Raw genomic sequence first — 16,912 nt, forward strand, 5'->3', positions numbered from 1 at the left:
GGAGAGAAATGGCCACCACGGAACTGCTCGTGAAGAACGTCCGGGTCGTCCGCCCCGGCGACGCCGACGGGTCCGAGCCCGAACTGCTGGACATCGCCGTGAACGACGGCACGATCACGCGCGTGGCGCCGAACCTGCCCGTCGACGACGCCGCGCGGGTCGTCGACGGCCGCGGGCTGCTCGCCTTCCCCGGCGTGGTCGACGCGCACCAGCACTGGGGCATCTACAACGAGCTGGCCACCGACACCCGCACCGAAAGCCGCGCGAGCGCGCAGGGCGGTGTCACGACGTCGCTGACGTACATGCGCACCGGCCAGTACTACCTCAACAAGGGCGGCAGCTACCGCGACTTCTTCCCCGAGGTGCTGAGCGCGTCGGAGGGCAATGCCTACGTCGACTACGCCTTCCACCTCGCGCCGATGAGCTCGCAGCACATCTCCGAGATTCCTTACCTGGTCGAGGAATTCGGCGTCACGTCGTTCAAGATCTTCATGTTCTACGGCAGCCACGGCCTGCACGGGCGGTCGACCAGCCAGAGCGACTTCCTGATGATCCCGCCGGACGAGCGCTACGACATCGCGCACTTCGAGTTCGTCATGCGCGGGGTCCAGCACGCGCGCGAGGTGCTGACCGAGTACGCGCCGCACCTTTCGCTGTCGCTGCACTGCGAAACGGCCGAGATCATGACCGCGTACACGAAGCTGGTCGAGCAGGACGGCTCGCTGTCGGGCCTGCGGGCCTACAGCGCGTCGCGGCCGCCGCACTCCGAAGGCCTGGCCGTCACGATCGCGTCCTACCTGGCGCACGAAACCGGGCTGCCGAACATCAACCTGCTGCACCTGTCGTCGGAGAAGGCGCTGTCGGCGGCGCTGACGATGGCGAAGGCGTTCCCGCACATCGACTTCCGGCGCGAGGTGACGATCGGCCACCTGCTGGCCGATGTGGACACCGCGTCGGGCATCGGCGGCAAGGTCAACCCGCCGCTGCGCGAGCGCGAGGACGTCGAGGCGTTGTGGCGGCACGTGCTCGCTGGCGAGGTCGACTGGGTGGTCAGCGACCACGCGTGCTGCCGCGACGAGCTGAAGTTCGGTGCGGACCGCGACGACGTCTTCCTGGCGAAGTCCGGCTTCGGCGGTGCGGAGTACCTGCTGCCCGGGCTGGTCGGCGAGGGCACCAAGCGGGGCTTGTCGCTGCAGCGGATCGCGCAGCTGACTTCGCGGAACCCGGCGCGCCGCTACGGCCTGCTGAAGAAGGGCGACATCGCCGAGGGCTTCGACGCGGACTTCGCGCTGGTCGACCCGGACGTCCGGTGGACGGTGCGCGCGGCGGAGTCGGAGTCCACTCAGGAGTACACGCCGTTCGAGGGCTTCGACATGACGGCGAAGGTGACCGACACGTTCGTGCGCGGGAACCACGTGTTCGCCGACGGCAAGATCGCCGGTGACCCCGTGGGCCGCTACCTCAAGCGCGGCCGCTGAGCCCCGGGCGGCCGGTGCCTCACCGGCCGCCCGGCTCCTGCAGCCAGGCCCAGCTCTGCCGGATCTCGGCCGCAGCTTCGCGCACGAGATCGCGGTAGCGGGCCACGGCGTCGGGCGTGAAGCGGTACTGCGGGCCGCAGATGCTGATGGAACCGTGGACTTCGCCGTCCGGCCCGAACAGGGGAGCGGCGACGGACCCCGCGCCCGGCTGCCGTTCGCCGAGCGAGACGGCGACGCCGTCGCGGGCCACCTCGGCGAGGGCCGCGCGCAGCTCCTCGGCGGTGGTGATCGTGTGCTCGGTCAGCGCGGGCAGTTCCCGGTGCAGCACGGCTTCCCGGCGCTCCTCGGGCAGCGACGCCAGGATGACCTTGCCGGAAGACCCGGCGTGCAGCGGGAACCGGCGGCCGAGTTCGACGGTCATCTTGATCTCGCGCGGGCTTTCGAACTGGTCGAGGTACACGCGTTCGTCGCCGACCAGCCCGGAAAGCGTCGTCGTTTCGCCGGTTTCTTCCCGCAGCCGCCGCAGGACGGGCGTGGCGGCGACCCGGGCGTCGAACCGCCGCAGGGCGCTCGCCCCGAGCGCGACGGCCGCCGGGCCGAGCCGGTAGCCGGCGACGCCGGGGTCGGTGGCCAGCATCTCGCGCGAGACCAGCGACTGCAGGATCCGGTAGACGACCGCCTTCGAGAGGTCGAGCTCACGGCTGATCGTGCTGACGCCCAGGTGCCGGGGGCCGCCGGTGAAGAGCAGCAGCACGTCGGCCACCCGGGCGGCGGCCTCGGTGCCGGCGTTGTCCGGCGCGCTGGCGGGCTTGCGCCCGGCGGTACTGTTGACAGCCACCCTCGTCGTCCTCGGAATTCTGTTTCGCTGGCGGGAACGTTTTCGCCGAAATTGTAGCACTTCCGAGGTGTGCATTGAGTCATTCGTTCCGGTGGGCGATACGGTGGGCCGCTTCCGGGACGCGGGGTGCGGGCACGGCGGGCGCTTTCGGGCCCGGCTGGTTGGTGAGGAACGCGCGCCGGGCGCGGGCGAAACCGCGGTGGTCGTCGAAGATGTCGCCGGTCATCTCGGCCAGTTCGCGCACGCGGTAGGTCTCCAGGGGCCGGTGCCGCTCGTCGGCGGCCCGGGCGGCACGCTTGCGGGCAAGCAGCGCGCGGGCCCGCGGCCCTTCGGCCAATTCGGCGGCGTAGTCGAGCGCGGCCGCGGTGAACGCTTTCCGGTCGCTCGCGGCGAGCCGGTCGACCAGGCCGAGCCCGGCCGCTTCGGTCGCGCTGATCGGCTCACAGCGCGTGGTCAGCTGTCGTGCCTGTGCTTCGCCGACCCGGCGGGGCAGCACGTAGGTCCAGTACTCGGAACCGTAGAGGCCCATGGTCCGGTAGTGCGGGTTGAGCGTGATGCCGTCCCGGGCGATGACCTTGTCCGCGCCCAGCGCCAGCATCACCCCGCCGGCGCCCGCGCCGCCGGACAGCGCCGACACCACGAGCTGGCCGGTGCAGGTGATGATTTCCCGGCAGAGGTCGTCGATCGCGGTGATGTTGCGCCACGCTTCCCCCGCGGGGTCCGGGTGCGCTTCGATGACGCCCAGGTGCAGGCCGTTGGAAAACACCTCGCCGCCGGCCAGCACCACGACCTTGGTGTCCTGCGCCATCGCGTGGCGGAGCGCCGAGAGCAGCCGCCGGCAGTGGGTGGTGGACATCGCGCCGTTGTAGAAGTCGAAGCTGACCAGCCCGACGTCGCCGGTTCGCCGGTAGCCGATCTCCCGGAAGCCCGGCAGCTCCTTGGCTTCCGGCGGCTCGGGAACACCCGAGAGGGCGAGTACCGCCGGCAGCTTGACCGGGACGCCGGGTGCGGCCAGCCGCCGGGCGTGTCCCACCCAGAGCGCGCCGTCCCCGGTGCGGACCAGCACGGCGCCGTGGCTGTGCGCCGCGATCGTGCCGGGCTCGCCGGGCGGAGCGTCGCCGGGATGAGCGTCGAACACGGCGACCGGTACCCCGGCCAGCTTGGTCCGCACCCCGGGCCTGCCGTCGGCCGCGCGGATGCGGCGGAGGATGTGCGCGGCCGGCTCGTGCCAGGAAAAGCCCCGATCGGCCTGGCGCACCGGGGGACGGGACCGCGCGGTGGCGCCGGGCCGGTGGCGGTGGAGGGGTTGCGGGGTGAAGCCCGGGGTTTCCGCCTTGCGCACGACTTCGGCGATCAGGCTCATCGCCGCGTCGGCCACCTGGGTGTTGTAGAGGGTGCTCTTGCGCGGCGGGTCGGACGGCATCGGGAACAGCCGCGACCCCCAGATCGGGCCGCCGTCCAGGTCGCCGGTCGCCTGCAGGGCCGTCACGCCCCAGGTGGGTTCGCCGTCCATGATCGCCCAGTCCAGCGCGGCCGGACCCCGGTCCCCGGGCGGTCCGGGGTGGATGATGATCGTGCGATACCGCCGCCAGATGGCTTCGGGCACCCGGTGTCGCAGGAACGGGCAGAGGATCAGTTCGGGCTCGACGTCCGCCACGGCGGCGGCGATCGATTCCGGATCGGCTGCCGTTCGCACGGTGACGCGGTGTCCGCCGGCCCGCAAACCGGCCCACGCGCGTTGACTCAGTCCGTTGAACGCGGTGCACAGCAACAGGATCTTCAACGCGCCTCCGCTCGGCCGGCCGTCGGGATCGTCCGACGGTACCTGGTGGACCGCGCGGCGCGACGCTGCCAATAGTGTCTGCGGATTCGACCGACCGGGGTGGCCCGGATACGCAGCGCACTTACCCGTGGTCCGAATTCTTTTGACGGTTTTCGATTCCGATGGGAAACAACCCGTTCATTCGGGTTTCCTGTTTTCGGGGTGCGGGAGCGCTGGACGTCACGTGCCGCTGGCGCTCGCGTCTTGAATGACTCATTCAGGACATCGCGGCTACTGAGAAGACCCCAATCCGGGCGCGTCAACCCGGCTGCGGAGGACGGCGGGACAGGCCGCGGGCGACGTCCAGGACCGTCAACGCCGACCGGGCTTCGACGGCCGCCGACGGGTTGCGCAGGTCCAGCTGCGTCAACGTCTCGATGCGGCGCAGGCGCTGGCTGATCGTGTTGGGGTGCACCAAGAGCGCCTGCGCGGTCGCTTGGCGGTCCAGGTGGTGGGTCAGGTGGGCGCGCAGGGTGGCCACCAGTGCGGTGCCGTGTTGCTCGTCGTGGCGGAGCAGCGGGCCGAGGGTGCGTTCGGCGTACCGGTGCAGCGGTTCCGGGTCGTCGAGGCGGAGCAGGAGGCCGGCCACGCCCAGTCCGTCGAGGGTGACGACGCCGCCGCCCGGTCCGGCTACGGCGAGTGCGCCCTTGGCGGTGCGGTAGGCCTCGGCGAACTCGTGGTCGGTGGGTTCGGACACCGCGACCGTCGCGGAGGCGACGCCGACCGCGGCGGAAAGAGCTCTGCGCAGGGATTCGGCGGCTTCGGGGCCGGTCGCCGGGAGCGGCCAGAGGGCCACGACGGCGTCCCGGTGCTGGGCCACCAGGGGGCGCGGGGTGATGGTGGACGCCAGCCGGTTGGCCTCGTCCGTCGCGCGGCGCCGCGCCTGGGTCGCGCTGCCTCGTCCGGTGGGGTCGATCCGTCCGACCAGTGCGCGGTGGGGCCGGGTCAGGTCGTGGCCCAGCAGGCGGGCGCGGTGGCGCACCGCCTCCGCGCGCGGGTCCGCGCCGGCGAGCAGCTCGGCCAGCAGCTCGCCGCGCAGGTTCTGTTCGACTTCCAGGGCGGTGCGCCGGCGGAGCAGCTCGAGCGACAGCACCACCGAGGCGTGTTCCAGGGCCCGGCGGTCCACAGGGGACAGTGGGCCGGGGTGGCGGGGGAGCCAGACGCGGGCGGGTACCTCCCCGGAGAGGACGACGTCGGCGACGACGTGGCCGTCCTGTTCGCGGACCAGCTCGCCGCCCGGCGCGGCCGGGGTCCAGCCGCCCCCGGGCGGGTCGGCGGGCGGGCCGGCCGCCGCCAGCACCTCACCGCGCGCGTCCTGCAGCACCACGGGGGTGTCGAGCAGGTCGTGGAGGGCGGCGGCGATGCCGGACATCCCACCGGCGCGGACGGCCACCCGGAGCAGGCGCTCGTGGATCCGCTCGGAGCGGGTCACCAGCTCGTGCTGCTCGCGCAGGTTCTCCACCAGCCGGGCGGAGGTGATCGCGATCGCGGCGTGCTCGGCCAGCAGCTGCAGGCGCCCGGTCTCCTCGGCGTCGAACTCGTGCACCGCCGAGCGGTAGCTGTTGAGGGTGCCGATCACGCCGGACGCGGTGACGAGCGGGACCGACAGCATCGACCGGTAGTCCTGGTCGTGGGCGACCCCGCCCCAGATGAACCCCGGTTCGAGCGAGATGTCGCTGACGGCGGCCGGGCGTCCGGAGCGGTAGGCCCGGCTCGACGGCGCGCCGCTGTGCGCGTCGGTCTCCAGCCGGACCGGGTGATCGGAGTTGACCCGCGCGACGTAGGTGTCCGACAGCCCGCTCCACCCCGCGATCACCAGAGCGGTTTCCCCGGCGTCGGGCACCAGCACGCCGCAGAAGTCGAGCCCGAGCAGCTGCCGGGCGGTCGAGGCGATGAGGTTCAGGACTTCCCGCAGGCCACGGCCGGAGTTCACGGCCGAGGTGAGCGTGCCGATCGCCGCCAGCCAGGTGTGCAGCTCGTGCTCGTCGTCCACGAGCAAGGAGTGTTTCAGAAGACACCGTGATCGTCGAATTGTGTCTCCTGCGACATATCGAAGCGGGGGCCGCGGAAGTCAGACTCCGAAGCGACCCACCCGCCAGAGAAAGGGCCGGAATGTCGACGACGACCGCTTCGACCCCCGTGCACGCCCAGTCCGACCAGAGCGCCGGCCGCCCGGTGCTCGACCCCGCCACCGGCGCCGTCCTCCGCACCGTGCCCGACAGCTCGCTCGCCGAGGTCGATGCGGCCGTCGCCCGCGCCCGCGCGGCGTTCCTCGACGGCCCGTGGCCGGCCCTGACCCGGACCGCGCGCGGCCGGTTGCTGCTGCGCGCGGCGGACGTCGTCGAGGCGGCCGCCGAGGACCTCTACCGGCTCGAGACGCGCAACAACGGCCGCCCGGTCACCGAGACCCGTGCCCAGCTGTCGCGGGTCCCCGAGTGGTTCCGCTACAACGCGGGGTTGCTGGCCGCCCAGCGGGACGCCGTGCTGCCGTCCGACGGGCCGTACCTGACCTACCAGCGCCGGGCCCCGCTCGGCGTCTGCGGGATCATCACCCCGTTCAACCACCCGTTGCTGATCCTCGCGCGCAGCCTGTCCGCGGCGCTGGCGACCGGCAACACCGTCGTGGTGAAGCCGTCCGAGACCACGCCACTGTCCACTTTGGCCATGGCCGGACTGCTCGCGGAGGCCGGGATCCCGGACGGCGTGGTGAACGTGGTGACCGGCGGGCGCGAGGTCGGGGAGCGGCTGACCGGGCACCCGGACATCGCCAAGATCACCCTGACCGGCGGCACCGAGGCCGGGCGCGCGGCCGCCGTCGCCACCGCGCACCGGTTCGCCAGGGTGACCGCCGAGCTCGGCGGCAAGACCCCGATCGTCGTGTTCGACGACATCGACCCCGTCGCCGCCGCCGAAGGTGCCGCGTTCGCCGCCTTCGTGGCGGCCGGGCAGTCCTGTGTGGCCGGTTCCCGGTTCCTGGTCCAGCGCGCGGGTTACGACCGGTTCGTCACGGCTTTGGCCCGGCGCGCCGAGGCGATCCGGATCGGCGACCCGTCGGACCCGGCCACGCAGCTCGGGCCGCTGGTCAGCGCGGCGCAGCGGGACAAGGTCCTGGCGCTGGTCGAGGCCGGCCGCGCCGAGGGCGCCCGCGTCGCCGCCGGTGGCGGTGTCCCGGACCTGCCCGCGCCGCTGGACGGCGGGTTCTTCGTCCGGCCCACCGTGCTCGCCGACGCGACGATGGACATGCGGGTGGCGCGGGAAGAGATCTTCGGCCCGGTCGCCGTCGTGGTGCCCTTCGACGACGAAGCCGACGCGATCGCGAAGGCCAACGACAACCGGTTCGGGCTCGGTGCCGGCGTCTGGACCCGCGACCTGGCCCGCGGGCACCGCGTGGCCGACCGGATCCACGCCGGGATGGTCTGGGTCAACGACCACCACCGGCTCGAACCGTCCCTGCCGTGGGGCGGGATCAAGGAGTCCGGGACCGGCCGCGACGCCGGCACCGAGTCCTTCGACGACTTCACCTGGCTCAAGACCGTCGTCGTGCGCACCGCCGCCGACGACGTCGACTGGTACGGCTCCGCCGTCCCGGGCCGCCTCAACTGACCTCGGCAAAGGAGCCGACCATGGCGAACACCCCCACCCCGGCGCCGGGGTCCTGGCGCACCGTCGTCACCCGCACCCAGTGGCTCGTGCTGGCCGGCACGACCATGGGCTGGGCCCTCGACGGGTTCGCGGGCAGCCTGTACGCGCTGATCCTCGGCCCGGCCATGACGGAGCTGCTGCCGCACAGCGGGATCCACCCCGCGGCAGGCTCCATCGGCCTGTACGGCGGCCTGACCGTCGCGCTCTTCCTGGTCGGCTGGGGCACCGGCGGGATCCTCTTCGGCATCCTCGCCGACTACTTCGGCCGGGTCCGGGTGCTCTCGGCCGGGATCGTCACCTACGCCGTGTTCACCGCACTCGCCGCCTTCGCGGACACGTGGTGGCAGCTGGGCCTGCTGCGGTTCGTCGCCGGGCTCGGCTCCGGGGTGGAGGCGCCGGTCGGGGCCGCACTGGTCGCCGAGGTCTGGCGCAACCGCTACCGGGCCCGCGCCTGCGGCGTGATGATGTCCGGCTACGCGTTCGGGTTCTTCATCTCCGCGCTGTGCTACTCGATCCTGGGCGGCTACGGCTGGCGCCTGATGATGGGGATCGCCGTGCTGCCCGCGCTGCTGGTCTACTTCATCCGGCGGCACGTCCCGGAACCGCCGGAGATCCAGGGCACGATCGCCGCCCGCCGCGCCCGGCGGGCCGCGGGACAGCGCCACGAGCACGACCGGTTCGTGCTGCGCCGGCTGTGCACCCGGCCGCTGCTGCGGCCCACCCTGGTCGGTACGGCGCTGGCCACCGGCTCGCTGGTCGCGTTCTGGAGCGTGTCCACGTGGTACCCGCAGGTCATCCGGCAGGCCGCCGCGGCCGCCGCGCTGCCCCCGGACGTGGCGAACTCGCGTGTCGCGATCGCGTCCATGCTGTTCAACGCCGGTGGCGTGTTCGGGTACGCCACCTGGGGTTTCCTCGCCGACGCGATCGGCAGGCGCCGGGCGTTCCTGACGAGCTTCGCGATTTCGGCGGTCAGCGTCGTGCTGCTCTTCCCGTTCGGCCCCGGCTGGGGCCTGTTCCTCGGCCTGATCCCGATCGCCGGCTTCGGGCTGTACGGCGCTCTGTCCGGAATCCTCGTCTACGGCCCGGAGCTGTTCCCGCCGTCGGTCCGAGCCACCGGAATGGCGCTGTACAACGGGATCGGCCGGTACTTCACCGCGGCCGGCCCGATGGTCGCCGGGGTGATCGCCGCGTCCTGGTTCGGCGGTGACCTCGGCCTGGCCACCACGTGCGTGGTCGCGGTCGGCCTGCTCGGCGCGTTCGGGCTGCTGTTCGCGCCGGAAACCCGCGGCCTGCCGCTGCCGTCGGATCCCGTCACCGTCCCGGCCGCGGAAGCCGCGGCCCCTGCCGAGGAGAAGCTCTGATGCCCCCGTACGCCCACGTCCGCGCCGTCGTGATCGGCGGCTCCATCGGCGGGCTGACCACCGCGCTGCTGCTGCGCGACCTCGGCTTCGAGGTCGACGTCTTCGAACGCACCCCCACGCCGCTGGACGGCCGGGGCGGCGGGATCGTGCTGCAGCCGGACACGGTCCGCTGGTTCGCCGAACGCAGCGGCCAGGACCCGGAGACGTTGTCCACGGCGACCGAGTACGTCCAGTACCTGGGCCCGGGCAACGACATCCTGCACCGCGAGCGCCGCCGCTGGACCTACACCTCGTGGGGCACCTTCTACCGCGCGCTGCTCGCCGACTTCGGCACCGAGCACTACCACCTCGGCGAATTCGCCTGCGGTGTCTCGCAGGACGCGGACCACGCGACCGTCCGGTTCGTCAGCGGCCGGCGGGCGGAGGCGGAGCTGGTGGTGTTCGCCGACGGGATCACCTCGGTCGGCCGCCGGGTCCTCGACCCGGAGTCCACCATGGACTATTCCGGGTACGTCGGCTGGCGCGGCACCGTGCCCGAGCACACCCTGCCCGCCGAAGTCCGGGAACTGATGGGCAACGCGATCACCTACAGCGTCGTCCCGCACTCGCACATCACGCTCTACCCGATCCCGGGTGAAACGGGGACCGGGCCGCGGGACCGGCTGATGAACTACGTGTGGTACCGCAACGTGCCCGCCGGTGGCGAGCTGGCCGAGCTGCTGATCGACAAACGCGGCTTCACGGGCACCGTTTCGCTGCACCCGGGCCAGGTCCAGGACCGCTACGTCGACGAAATGCGCGCGACCGCCGCGCAGGTGCTCGCGCCGGCCGCGGCCGAGGTCGTCAGCGCCACCGAGCAGCCCTACATCCAGGTCGTCTCCGACGTCCGGTCGGCGAAGATGGCCGACGGCCGGGTCGCGCTGCTCGGCGACGCCGCCTCCGCCGCCCGCCCGCACGCCGCCGCCGGCACCGCCAAGGCGGCCGCCGACGCCTGGGCGCTCGCCGACGCGCTGACCGCCGCCGACGGCGACATCCCCGCCGCACTGCGGAAGTGGGAGCCGGCCCAGCTCGACCTCGGCGCCCGCCTGTTGGCCCGGGTCAAGGAAATGGGCGAGCGGTCCCAGTTCCACAACACCTGGACTCCCGGCGACCCCGACCTGCGCTTCGGCCTCTACGGCCCCGTCCGCTGACCCCGAAAGGATTCGCGATGACCGACACCGGATTCCTGTCCGACCTCCCGCTCGCCGGCGAGCTGACCGGCACCGGCTTCGAGGGCTGGAGCCCCGAGCTGCGTGCCGAGTTCGAGGCCCACGCCCACGACGGCGAAGTGGGGTCCCGGCTGCTCAGCGAGAACGACCGCGTGCGCGTCTGGGAGATCCGCCTCGCGCCCGGCGAGCGGTGGCACGCCCACCGGCACGTCCTGGACTACTTCTGGACCGCCGTCAACGCCGGCCGCAGCCGTCAGCACACCAGCGACGGCACCACCCGGGAGGTGTCCTACACCGCGGGGGAGACCCGGCACTTCACCTTCGCCGAGGGGCAGTACCTGCTGCACGACATCGAGAACGTAGGCGACACCGAGCTGGTGTTCACCACCGTCGAGCACCTCGACAGCGCCAACGCGCCGCTCCCGCTGGACCGCGCGTGACCGGCGGGATCGACGTCCACGCGCACTGGCTGCCCACGGACCTCTTCGGGCTGCCGCCGGGCGCGCCGTACGGGCCGCTGCGCGACCGCGGCGGCGAACTGCACCTCGGCGAAGTGCCGCTGTCGATCGCCACCCGGGCGATGAGCGACGTCCCGGCGATCCGCGCCGACATGGCCGAAGCCGGCCTCGCCCTGCGGGTGCTTTCCGCACCGCCGTTCGCCTTCCCGGTGGCCGGTCCCGCGCCGGACTACGTCGACGCGTTCAACGACGCGCTCGCCGCGGTGGTCGCCGGCTCCGACGGCGCGCTGGCCGGGCTCGGCCTGGTGCCGCTGGACGACGCCGCTGCGGCGACCACCCGGCTCGAAGGACTGGCGGCGGCGCCCGGGATCGCCGGCGTGGCGATCCCGCCGCTGCTCGGCGGCACCTCGCTGGACTCGGGGGTCCTGCGGCACGTGCTCGCCGAGTGCGCCCGGCTCGGGCTGTCGGTGCTGGTGCACCCGATGCAGCTGCCGAGGCCCGAATGGGGCGGCCACTACCTGGCCAACCTGATCGGCAACCCGGTGGAGACGGCGACCGCGGTGGCGGCGCTGCTGCTGGGCGGCGTTCTCGACGCACTGCCCGGGCTGAGGATCTGCTTCGTGCACGGCGGCGGCTGCACCCCCGGCCTGCTGGGCCGCTGGGACCACGGGTGGCGGACCCGGCCCGACGTCCGCCGCGATTCGGGCCGCCCGCCCGGCGAAGCGGTGCGGGACCTGTGGTTCGACACGGTCACCCACGACCCGGCGCTGCTCGGCCTGCTCACCGAGCGGGCCGGGAAACAGGCCGTCGTGTGCGGCAGCGACTACCCGTTCGACATGGCCCAGCGCGATCCGCTCGGGTTCGCCACCGGCGGCGGCCTGGACGTCGCCACGCTCTCCGCGAACGCCCGCGCCTTCCTGGGGCGGGCCCCAGAGCCCGGGCAAAGCCGGACCGGCGCGAGCGGACCGTCATGAACACGTCGTTCACCGCGTGAACGCCAGGACTCCCGCGAAGCTGCGGCGGCGGAGCGGCCGGCGCACGCGCCCCAATGTGGCGTTGGGTGCGTGGGGCGCACCGAACGCCACATTGGGTGCGTGGGACGCACCGAACGCCACATTGGGTGCGTCCGGCCGGACCGTGCGGCCCGGCGTCCCCGCCGCCGGTCACCCGCTCGCCGGCGCGACCGGCCGCGCCGTCCCGCAACCGTCCACAGTGGCCCGAAAGAACAGGGAACGCCTTGATCAGCATCGACCACATCGCCGTCTGGTCGGACAACCTCTACCGCGCCACCGTCGACCTGAGCCGGGCGACCGGCCTCGGCAGCGCCGACGGCGGCTACTTCCCCGGCCTGGGGCTGGGCCAGAAGCTGTTGTCGCTCGGCGGGTACGTCTACATGGAAGTCGAAAGCATCGTCGACCACCGGATGATCGCCGGACGCGCCCCGTTGGCGCTCGAGCTGGAACGCCGGACCGCGGGCGGGGACTGCTTCGCCGGGCTGTGCCTGCGCACCGACGACGTCGACGAAGTCGCGGAGTTCGCGCGGCACCACGGGGTCGCGCCGTCCGGGGACATCGACGGCGGCAAGGTCCGGATGGTGCCCGCGCAGGGGAGCGCGCCTTCGGTGCACGCGCCGGACTTCCGGAACTCGTGGCTGCGCGGCAAGCCCAACCTCTACCACGTGCCCGACCTGGCGAACCACTCCAGCCTGCTCGCGCCGCAGCCGGGTACCGGCGACGTGCGGGGGACCGGGGTGACCGCGCTCGAACTCGGGGGCACCGAGGCCGATCTGAAGGCCTGGCTCGGCGACGTCGCCGCCCCCTCGGACCTCGGCGTCGACCTCCGCTACAACGGCGGTCCCGACGGGCTCTACGCGGTCGCCTTCGACACCACCGACGGGCCACGGACCATCCGCCTGAACCCGATCACCCACCGAGCACCGAGGAGCTGACCATGGCCACCGCCGTTCCGCACGCCCCCGCGGTGCCGAGATCCCGGAAGGTCCGCCGGGCCGCGGTTTCCGGGTTCTTCGGCAGCGCGCTGGAGTACTACGACTTCCTGATCTACGGGTCGGCCGCCGCCCTCGTCTTCGGCAAGGTCTTCTTCCCGCACTCCGGCGCGACCGGGACGCTGCTGTCGATCGGGACGTTCGGCGTCGCCTACGTCGCCCGCCCGTTCGGCGCCGTGCTGTGGGGCCACCTCGGGGACAAGCTCGGCCGCCGGCTCGCGCTGGTGCTGACGATCGGCCTGATGGGCCTCGCGACGTTCGCGATCGGGCTGGTGCCCTCCTACGCCTCGATCGGCGTCGCGGCACCGGTCCTGCTGGTCGTGCTCCGCCTGGTGCAGGGCCTTTCCGCGGGTGGCGAGTCGCCCGGGTCGACGTCCTTGACCGTCGAGCACGCCCCGGACGACCGCCGCGCGTACTACGCCGGCTTCTCCATGAGCGGGATGCAGCTGGGGATGGCGCTGGGCAGCCTGGTGTTCCTGCCGCTGGCGGCCCTGCCCGAGCCGCAGCTGCTGACGTGGGGCTGGCGGCTGCCGTTCCTGCTGAGCGGGGTGCTGACGCTGGTCGCCTACCTGCTCCGGCGCAAGCTCGAGGAACCGGAGGTGTTCACCGGCCTGCGGGAGCGTGCTTCGCTGCCGATCGTGACGCTGCTGCGCGAGCACGGGCTGACCACGCTGCGGGTCGCGATCTGCAGCACGATCAACGTCATGGGCACGATCTTCACCGTCTTCGCGCTCGCCTACGCGACCGGAGCCGGGCACCTGTCGCGGCCGGTGATGCTCACCGTGGTGTCGCTGGGCAACCTCGCCGCGGTCGTGGCGGCCCCCTTGGTCGGGCGGTGGTCGGACCGGGTCGGCCGCAAACCGGTCTTCGTGCTCGGGGCGGCCGGCTCCAGCCTGTCGTTGTTCGCGCTGTTCGCCGCGATCGACGCTGGGAACGTCCCGCTCGTGTTCGCCGCGGGGGTGCTCGGGATGGGCGTGTTCGCCATCATGCCGGTCGGCGTCGGCGCGGCCTGGTACCCGGAGCAGTTCCCCGCCCGGGTCCGCTACACCGGCATGGCCGTCGGGCTCATGCTCGGCCTGCTCGCGTCCGGGTTCGCGCCGGCACTGGCCCAAGCCCTCAGCGAAGGCCGGAGCACCTGGCACCCCACGGTGTGGATCTGCACCGGAGTCGCGGTGCTGGCGTCCGTCGCGGCGCTGGTGGGGCCGGAGACCCACCGGGTTCCCACGGATCGGCTCGGCCGGCGGTGAGCCGGGTCGTCAGCGCGCGGCGAGCACCCGGCGCACTTCGTCGGCGCCCAGCACCACGGGGGAGCGCAGCGAGCCGACCTCGTCGATCTCGATCTCGACGACGTCCCCCGGCCGCAGCCCTTGGTCGAGCCCCGGCACGACGGACGTGCCCGTCGAGAGCACGGCGCCGTGGGGGAAGTCGTTGTCCCGCCACAGGTATTCGACCAGCTCGGCGGGTTCGCGGTTGAGCTGGGCGGTGCTGGCCTCGCCCGCGAACACCTCGGCGCCGTCGCGCAGGACGCGCATGCGGAGGCCGAGCGACAGCGGGTCCGGCACCTCCCACGCCGGGCGCACGCGCGCCGACACCGCGCACGAACCGGTGTAGATCTTGGCCTGCGGGAGGTACAGCGGGTTCTCGCCTTCGATGCTGCGGGAGCTGACGTCGTCGACCACGACGTACCCGGCGATCTCCCCGCCGGCGGTCAGCACCAGGCCGAGTTCCGGTTCCGGCACGTTGTTGGCGGAATCCACGCGGACGGCGATCGGTTCGCCGTCGGTGACCACGCGCCACGCGGCCGACTTGAAGAACAGCTCCGGCCGCTTCGCGCGGTACACCCGCGCGTAGACGTCCTCGTCGGCGCTTTCCTCGCGGCGGGCTTCCTCGGAGCGCCGGTAGGTCACCCCGGCGGCCCACACCTCCGTCCGCCCGTCCAGCGGCGGCAGCAGGCGCGTCCCGGCCGTCGGCACCGGCTCCCCGGCGGCCTCGGCCAGTTCGCGGATCTCCGCCACAGTGCGGCGAAGCAGGTCGCTCATCGACGTCACCGCGAGTGGCCGCAACCGCTCTCCGGTGAGCAGGCCGACTCGGATGTCGCCGGTTCCGTCGGCGAAGCGCACCAGATGGCTCAACCCGGACCTCCTCGTTCGGTACCGAACCTACGGAAGGGGGAGTGCGGTGGTCAACGAGCGACGGCGCTGCTCCCGTGCACCCGCACGGCGACCGCGCGCAGCACGCCGATCGGATCCGCGCCCAGCGCGTGCAAGCCGACGTGGTCCGCGCCCGCCGCCAGTTCCGCCTCGATCCCCGCCGCGACGGCCGCCTCGTCGCCGTGCAGGACGAGCGCGTCGATCAGCCGGTCGCTGAAGGGGTCGGTGAGGTCCTCGTCGCCGTAGCCGACCCGGCGGAGGTTGTTGGCGTAGTTCGCGATTCCCAGGATGGGGCGCACGGCCGCGCGGCCGGCTTCGCGGGCCCGTCCGGCGTCGGTGTCCAGCGCGACGCCGTGGCCGGGCACCACCAGCTTGCCCGGCCCGAGGGCCGCGCGGGCGCGCCGGGTGTGCTCGGGCGTCACCTGGAGGGTGAGCGTGCCCGCGGCGCGGTCGGCCGCCAGCCGCAGCATCTTCGGGCCGAGCGCGGCCAGCAGCACGCGGTCCGCGGGGACGCCGGCGGCGGTCAGGGTGTCCAGGTAGCTCGCGACCTTCGCCAGCGGGGAGGTGTACCCGGCGTCGACCTCCCGGTGGCCCGCGCCGATGCCGACGAGGAGCCGGCCGTCGTGCCTTCGCGTGATGCGGTGGTAGGAGCCGGCGACCTCGTCCGCGTCCGCCTGCCACACGTTGAGCACGCTGGTGCCGACCACGATCCGGCCGGTGGCGTCGAGCAGCCGTTCGGCCGCGTGGAGGTCGGCGGTCGGCGACGCGGCCAGCCAGATCGCGCCGTAGCCGGCTTCTTCCAGCGCGACGGCGTCCGCAGCGGTCGCCTCGGCGGTGGTCAGGTAGGCGCCGAGCGGTCCGAGTTCGATCGTCATGATCACGACTCCACCACCGGACGGCGACGCGAACCAGACCCAGCTCGTCCGTGCTGCGATAAGCTCGCCTTATCGTGGAGGAGGGGAACGTGGAGCTGCGGGCGCTGCGGTACTTCGTCACCGTCGCCGACGAACTGCACTTCGGCCGGGCCGCCGAGCGGCTGCACGTCGCGCAGCCCGCCGTCAGCCAGCAGATCGCCCGGCTGGAACGGGAACTCGGCGTCCGCCTCCTCGACCGGTCACCCCGGCGGGTCCGGCTCACCGCGGCCGGGCAGCGCGTGCTCGCCGCCGCCCGGGGCACGCTCGCGGCGGCCGGTCAGGTGCGGATCGCGGCCGAGCAGGTCGTGACGACCGTCCGCATCGGCACGGCCGCGGGCATGACCGTCCGCCTGGAACGCGGCATCGACGCCTTCCGCGAGCGCACGCCCGAGTTCGACGTGGTGCTGGCCGATCTTCCGGTCGAGGCCCGGCTCAACGCCCTCCGGCAGGGCGACCTCGACCTGGCGCTGACCCGGGGCGTGCGCTCCGCGCCCGGCCTCGAGGTGCTGCCCGCGTGGACCGAACGCCTGTACGCGGTGGTCTCCCGGCACCACCCGGCCGCGGACCGGCCGGCCATCGGCCTCGCCGACCTGGCCGAAGACACCCTGCGCCTCCCGGCCCCCGAGCACGACGACGCCGTGGTCCTGGCGCTGCGCGACACGGGATCGCACCCGGCGGGCCGGCCGACCGGCACCCTGCAGGAGACGATCGTCGAGGTCGGCTCGGAGCCGCGCAGCTGGACGGTGCTGACCGCCGACCAGGTCGCCGAGATCCGCTCGACCCGGGTCCGCGCGATCCCGCTCGAGCCGCCGATCACGATCACCGGCAGCGTGGTGGTCGCCCCGGGGACGGCCGCCGCCGCGGCCGAGTGCGCGGTGTCGGCTTTCGGCGACGGGACGATCGCGCACGGGGTCACGACGGGGGCGGCGGTGTCTTGAATGAGTCATTCAGGACCTCCGAAGACCTGAATGAGTCATTCAAGACGTCGGCGAAGCCGCCGCCGGGCGAGCCGCCGCGCGCGGGTTGGCCACCGCGG

14 protein-coding genes are annotated in these 16,912 nt (G+C 73.1%); 9 read left to right on the forward strand and 5 right to left on the reverse strand.

Translation table 11 applies throughout. From position 1 onward, the window contains the following. Positions 1–8: 8 nt before the first annotated feature. The gene (locus EIY87_RS34345) at positions 9–1,478 is read left to right on the forward strand and encodes a dihydroorotase (protein ID WP_125314057.1); all 1,470 of its coding nucleotides are present in this window, start codon (positions 9–11) and stop codon (positions 1,476–1,478) included. Between the two features lie 19 nt (positions 1,479–1,497). Here EIY87_RS34345 and EIY87_RS34350 read toward each other — a convergent pair whose 3' ends face one another. The 3 genes from EIY87_RS34350 to EIY87_RS34360 form a co-directional block, all read right to left on the reverse strand. Further along, on the reverse strand, positions 1,498–2,316 hold the full coding sequence (locus EIY87_RS34350) for an IclR family transcriptional regulator (protein ID WP_125314058.1): 819 nt from the start codon (positions 2,314–2,316) through the stop codon (positions 1,498–1,500). A 79-nt stretch (positions 2,317–2,395) separates the two neighbouring features. Continuing rightward, positions 2,396–4,012 carry an enoyl-CoA hydratase-related protein gene (locus tag EIY87_RS34355; RefSeq protein ID WP_225440213.1) on the reverse strand — a complete coding sequence of 539 codons (1,617 nt, stop codon included), beginning with the start codon at positions 4,010–4,012 and terminating at the stop codon, positions 2,396–2,398. 385 nt (positions 4,013–4,397) lie between these two features. Then, positions 4,398–6,131 (reverse strand): helix-turn-helix domain-containing protein, encoded by a 1,734-nt coding sequence (locus EIY87_RS34360; RefSeq protein ID WP_125314059.1) that lies wholly within the window; start codon positions 6,129–6,131, stop codon positions 4,398–4,400. A 119-nt stretch (positions 6,132–6,250) separates the two neighbouring features. On the opposite strand from EIY87_RS34360, the gene EIY87_RS34365 reads away from it, so the two are divergent. From EIY87_RS34365 to EIY87_RS34395, 7 genes are all read left to right on the forward strand, one after another. Further along, entirely contained in the window at positions 6,251–7,741 is a 1,491-nt protein-coding gene (locus EIY87_RS34365; protein ID WP_191984374.1) for an aldehyde dehydrogenase family protein, read from the forward strand. Between the two features lie 20 nt (positions 7,742–7,761). Then, complete coding sequence (locus EIY87_RS34370) at positions 7,762–9,141, forward strand: MFS transporter (RefSeq protein ID WP_125314060.1); 1,380 nt, start codon at positions 7,762–7,764, stop codon at positions 9,139–9,141. Then, entirely contained in the window at positions 9,141–10,331 is a 1,191-nt protein-coding gene (locus EIY87_RS34375) for an FAD binding domain-containing protein (protein WP_125314061.1), read from the forward strand. Before EIY87_RS34370 ends, EIY87_RS34375 begins: the two co-directional genes overlap by 1 nt. Positions 10,332–10,348: 17 nt before the next feature. Next, entirely contained in the window at positions 10,349–10,789 is a 441-nt protein-coding gene (locus EIY87_RS34380) for a cupin domain-containing protein (protein ID WP_125314062.1), read from the forward strand. Beyond that, complete coding sequence (locus tag EIY87_RS34385) at positions 10,786–11,781, forward strand: amidohydrolase family protein (RefSeq protein WP_125314063.1); 996 nt, start codon at positions 10,786–10,788, stop codon at positions 11,779–11,781. Before EIY87_RS34380 ends, EIY87_RS34385 begins: the two co-directional genes overlap by 4 nt. Before the next feature lie 263 nt (positions 11,782–12,044). Next, entirely contained in the window at positions 12,045–12,755 is a 711-nt protein-coding gene (locus tag EIY87_RS34390; protein WP_158641416.1) for a VOC family protein, read from the forward strand. A gap of 2 nt (positions 12,756–12,757) precedes the next feature. Continuing rightward, positions 12,758–14,059, forward strand: coding sequence for an MFS transporter (locus tag EIY87_RS34395; protein WP_125314065.1), 1,302 nt, complete (start codon positions 12,758–12,760; stop codon positions 14,057–14,059). Positions 14,060–14,068: 9 nt separating this feature from the next. On the opposite strand, the gene EIY87_RS34400 is transcribed toward EIY87_RS34395, so the two are convergent. Together EIY87_RS34400 and EIY87_RS34405 are read right to left on the reverse strand one after the other, a co-directional pair. Continuing rightward, a complete protein-coding gene (locus tag EIY87_RS34400; protein WP_125314066.1) occupies positions 14,069–14,944 on the reverse strand; it encodes a fumarylacetoacetate hydrolase family protein in 876 nt (291 codons plus the stop codon). A gap of 50 nt (positions 14,945–14,994) precedes the next feature. Further along, positions 14,995–15,837, reverse strand: coding sequence for a TIGR03620 family F420-dependent LLM class oxidoreductase (locus EIY87_RS34405; RefSeq protein WP_125314067.1), 843 nt, complete (start codon positions 15,835–15,837; stop codon positions 14,995–14,997). Positions 15,838–15,926: 89 nt separating this feature from the next. On the opposite strand from EIY87_RS34405, the gene EIY87_RS34410 reads away from it, so the two are divergent. Next, entirely contained in the window at positions 15,927–16,814 is an 888-nt protein-coding gene (locus EIY87_RS34410) for a LysR family transcriptional regulator (RefSeq protein ID WP_125314068.1), read from the forward strand. Positions 16,815–16,912 lie beyond the last annotated feature (98 nt).

It is taken from the genome of Amycolatopsis eburnea, from assembly GCF_003937945.1.
Taxonomy (GTDB): Bacteria; Actinomycetota; Actinomycetes; order Mycobacteriales; family Pseudonocardiaceae; genus Amycolatopsis; species Amycolatopsis eburnea.

Bases quoted from the DNA above. Each gene is read 5' to 3' on its own strand.
- EIY87_RS34345 (WP_125314057.1), top strand. From the start codon at position 9: ATGGCCACCACGGAACTGCTCGTGAAGAACGTCCGGGTCGTCCGCCCC.
- EIY87_RS34380 (WP_125314062.1), top strand. From the start codon at position 10,349: ATGACCGACACCGGATTCCTGTCCGACCTCCCGCTCGCCGGCGAGCTG.
- EIY87_RS34365 (WP_191984374.1), top strand. From the start codon at position 6,251: ATGTCGACGACGACCGCTTCGACCCCCGTGCACGCCCAGTCCGACCAG.
- EIY87_RS34370 (WP_125314060.1), top strand. From the start codon at position 7,762: ATGGCGAACACCCCCACCCCGGCGCCGGGGTCCTGGCGCACCGTCGTC.
- EIY87_RS34405 (WP_125314067.1), bottom strand. From the start codon at position 15,837: ATGACGATCGAACTCGGACCGCTCGGCGCCTACCTGACCACCGCCGAG.
- EIY87_RS34375 (WP_125314061.1), top strand. From the start codon at position 9,141: ATGCCCCCGTACGCCCACGTCCGCGCCGTCGTGATCGGCGGCTCCATC.
- EIY87_RS34395 (WP_125314065.1), top strand. From the start codon at position 12,758: ATGGCCACCGCCGTTCCGCACGCCCCCGCGGTGCCGAGATCCCGGAAG.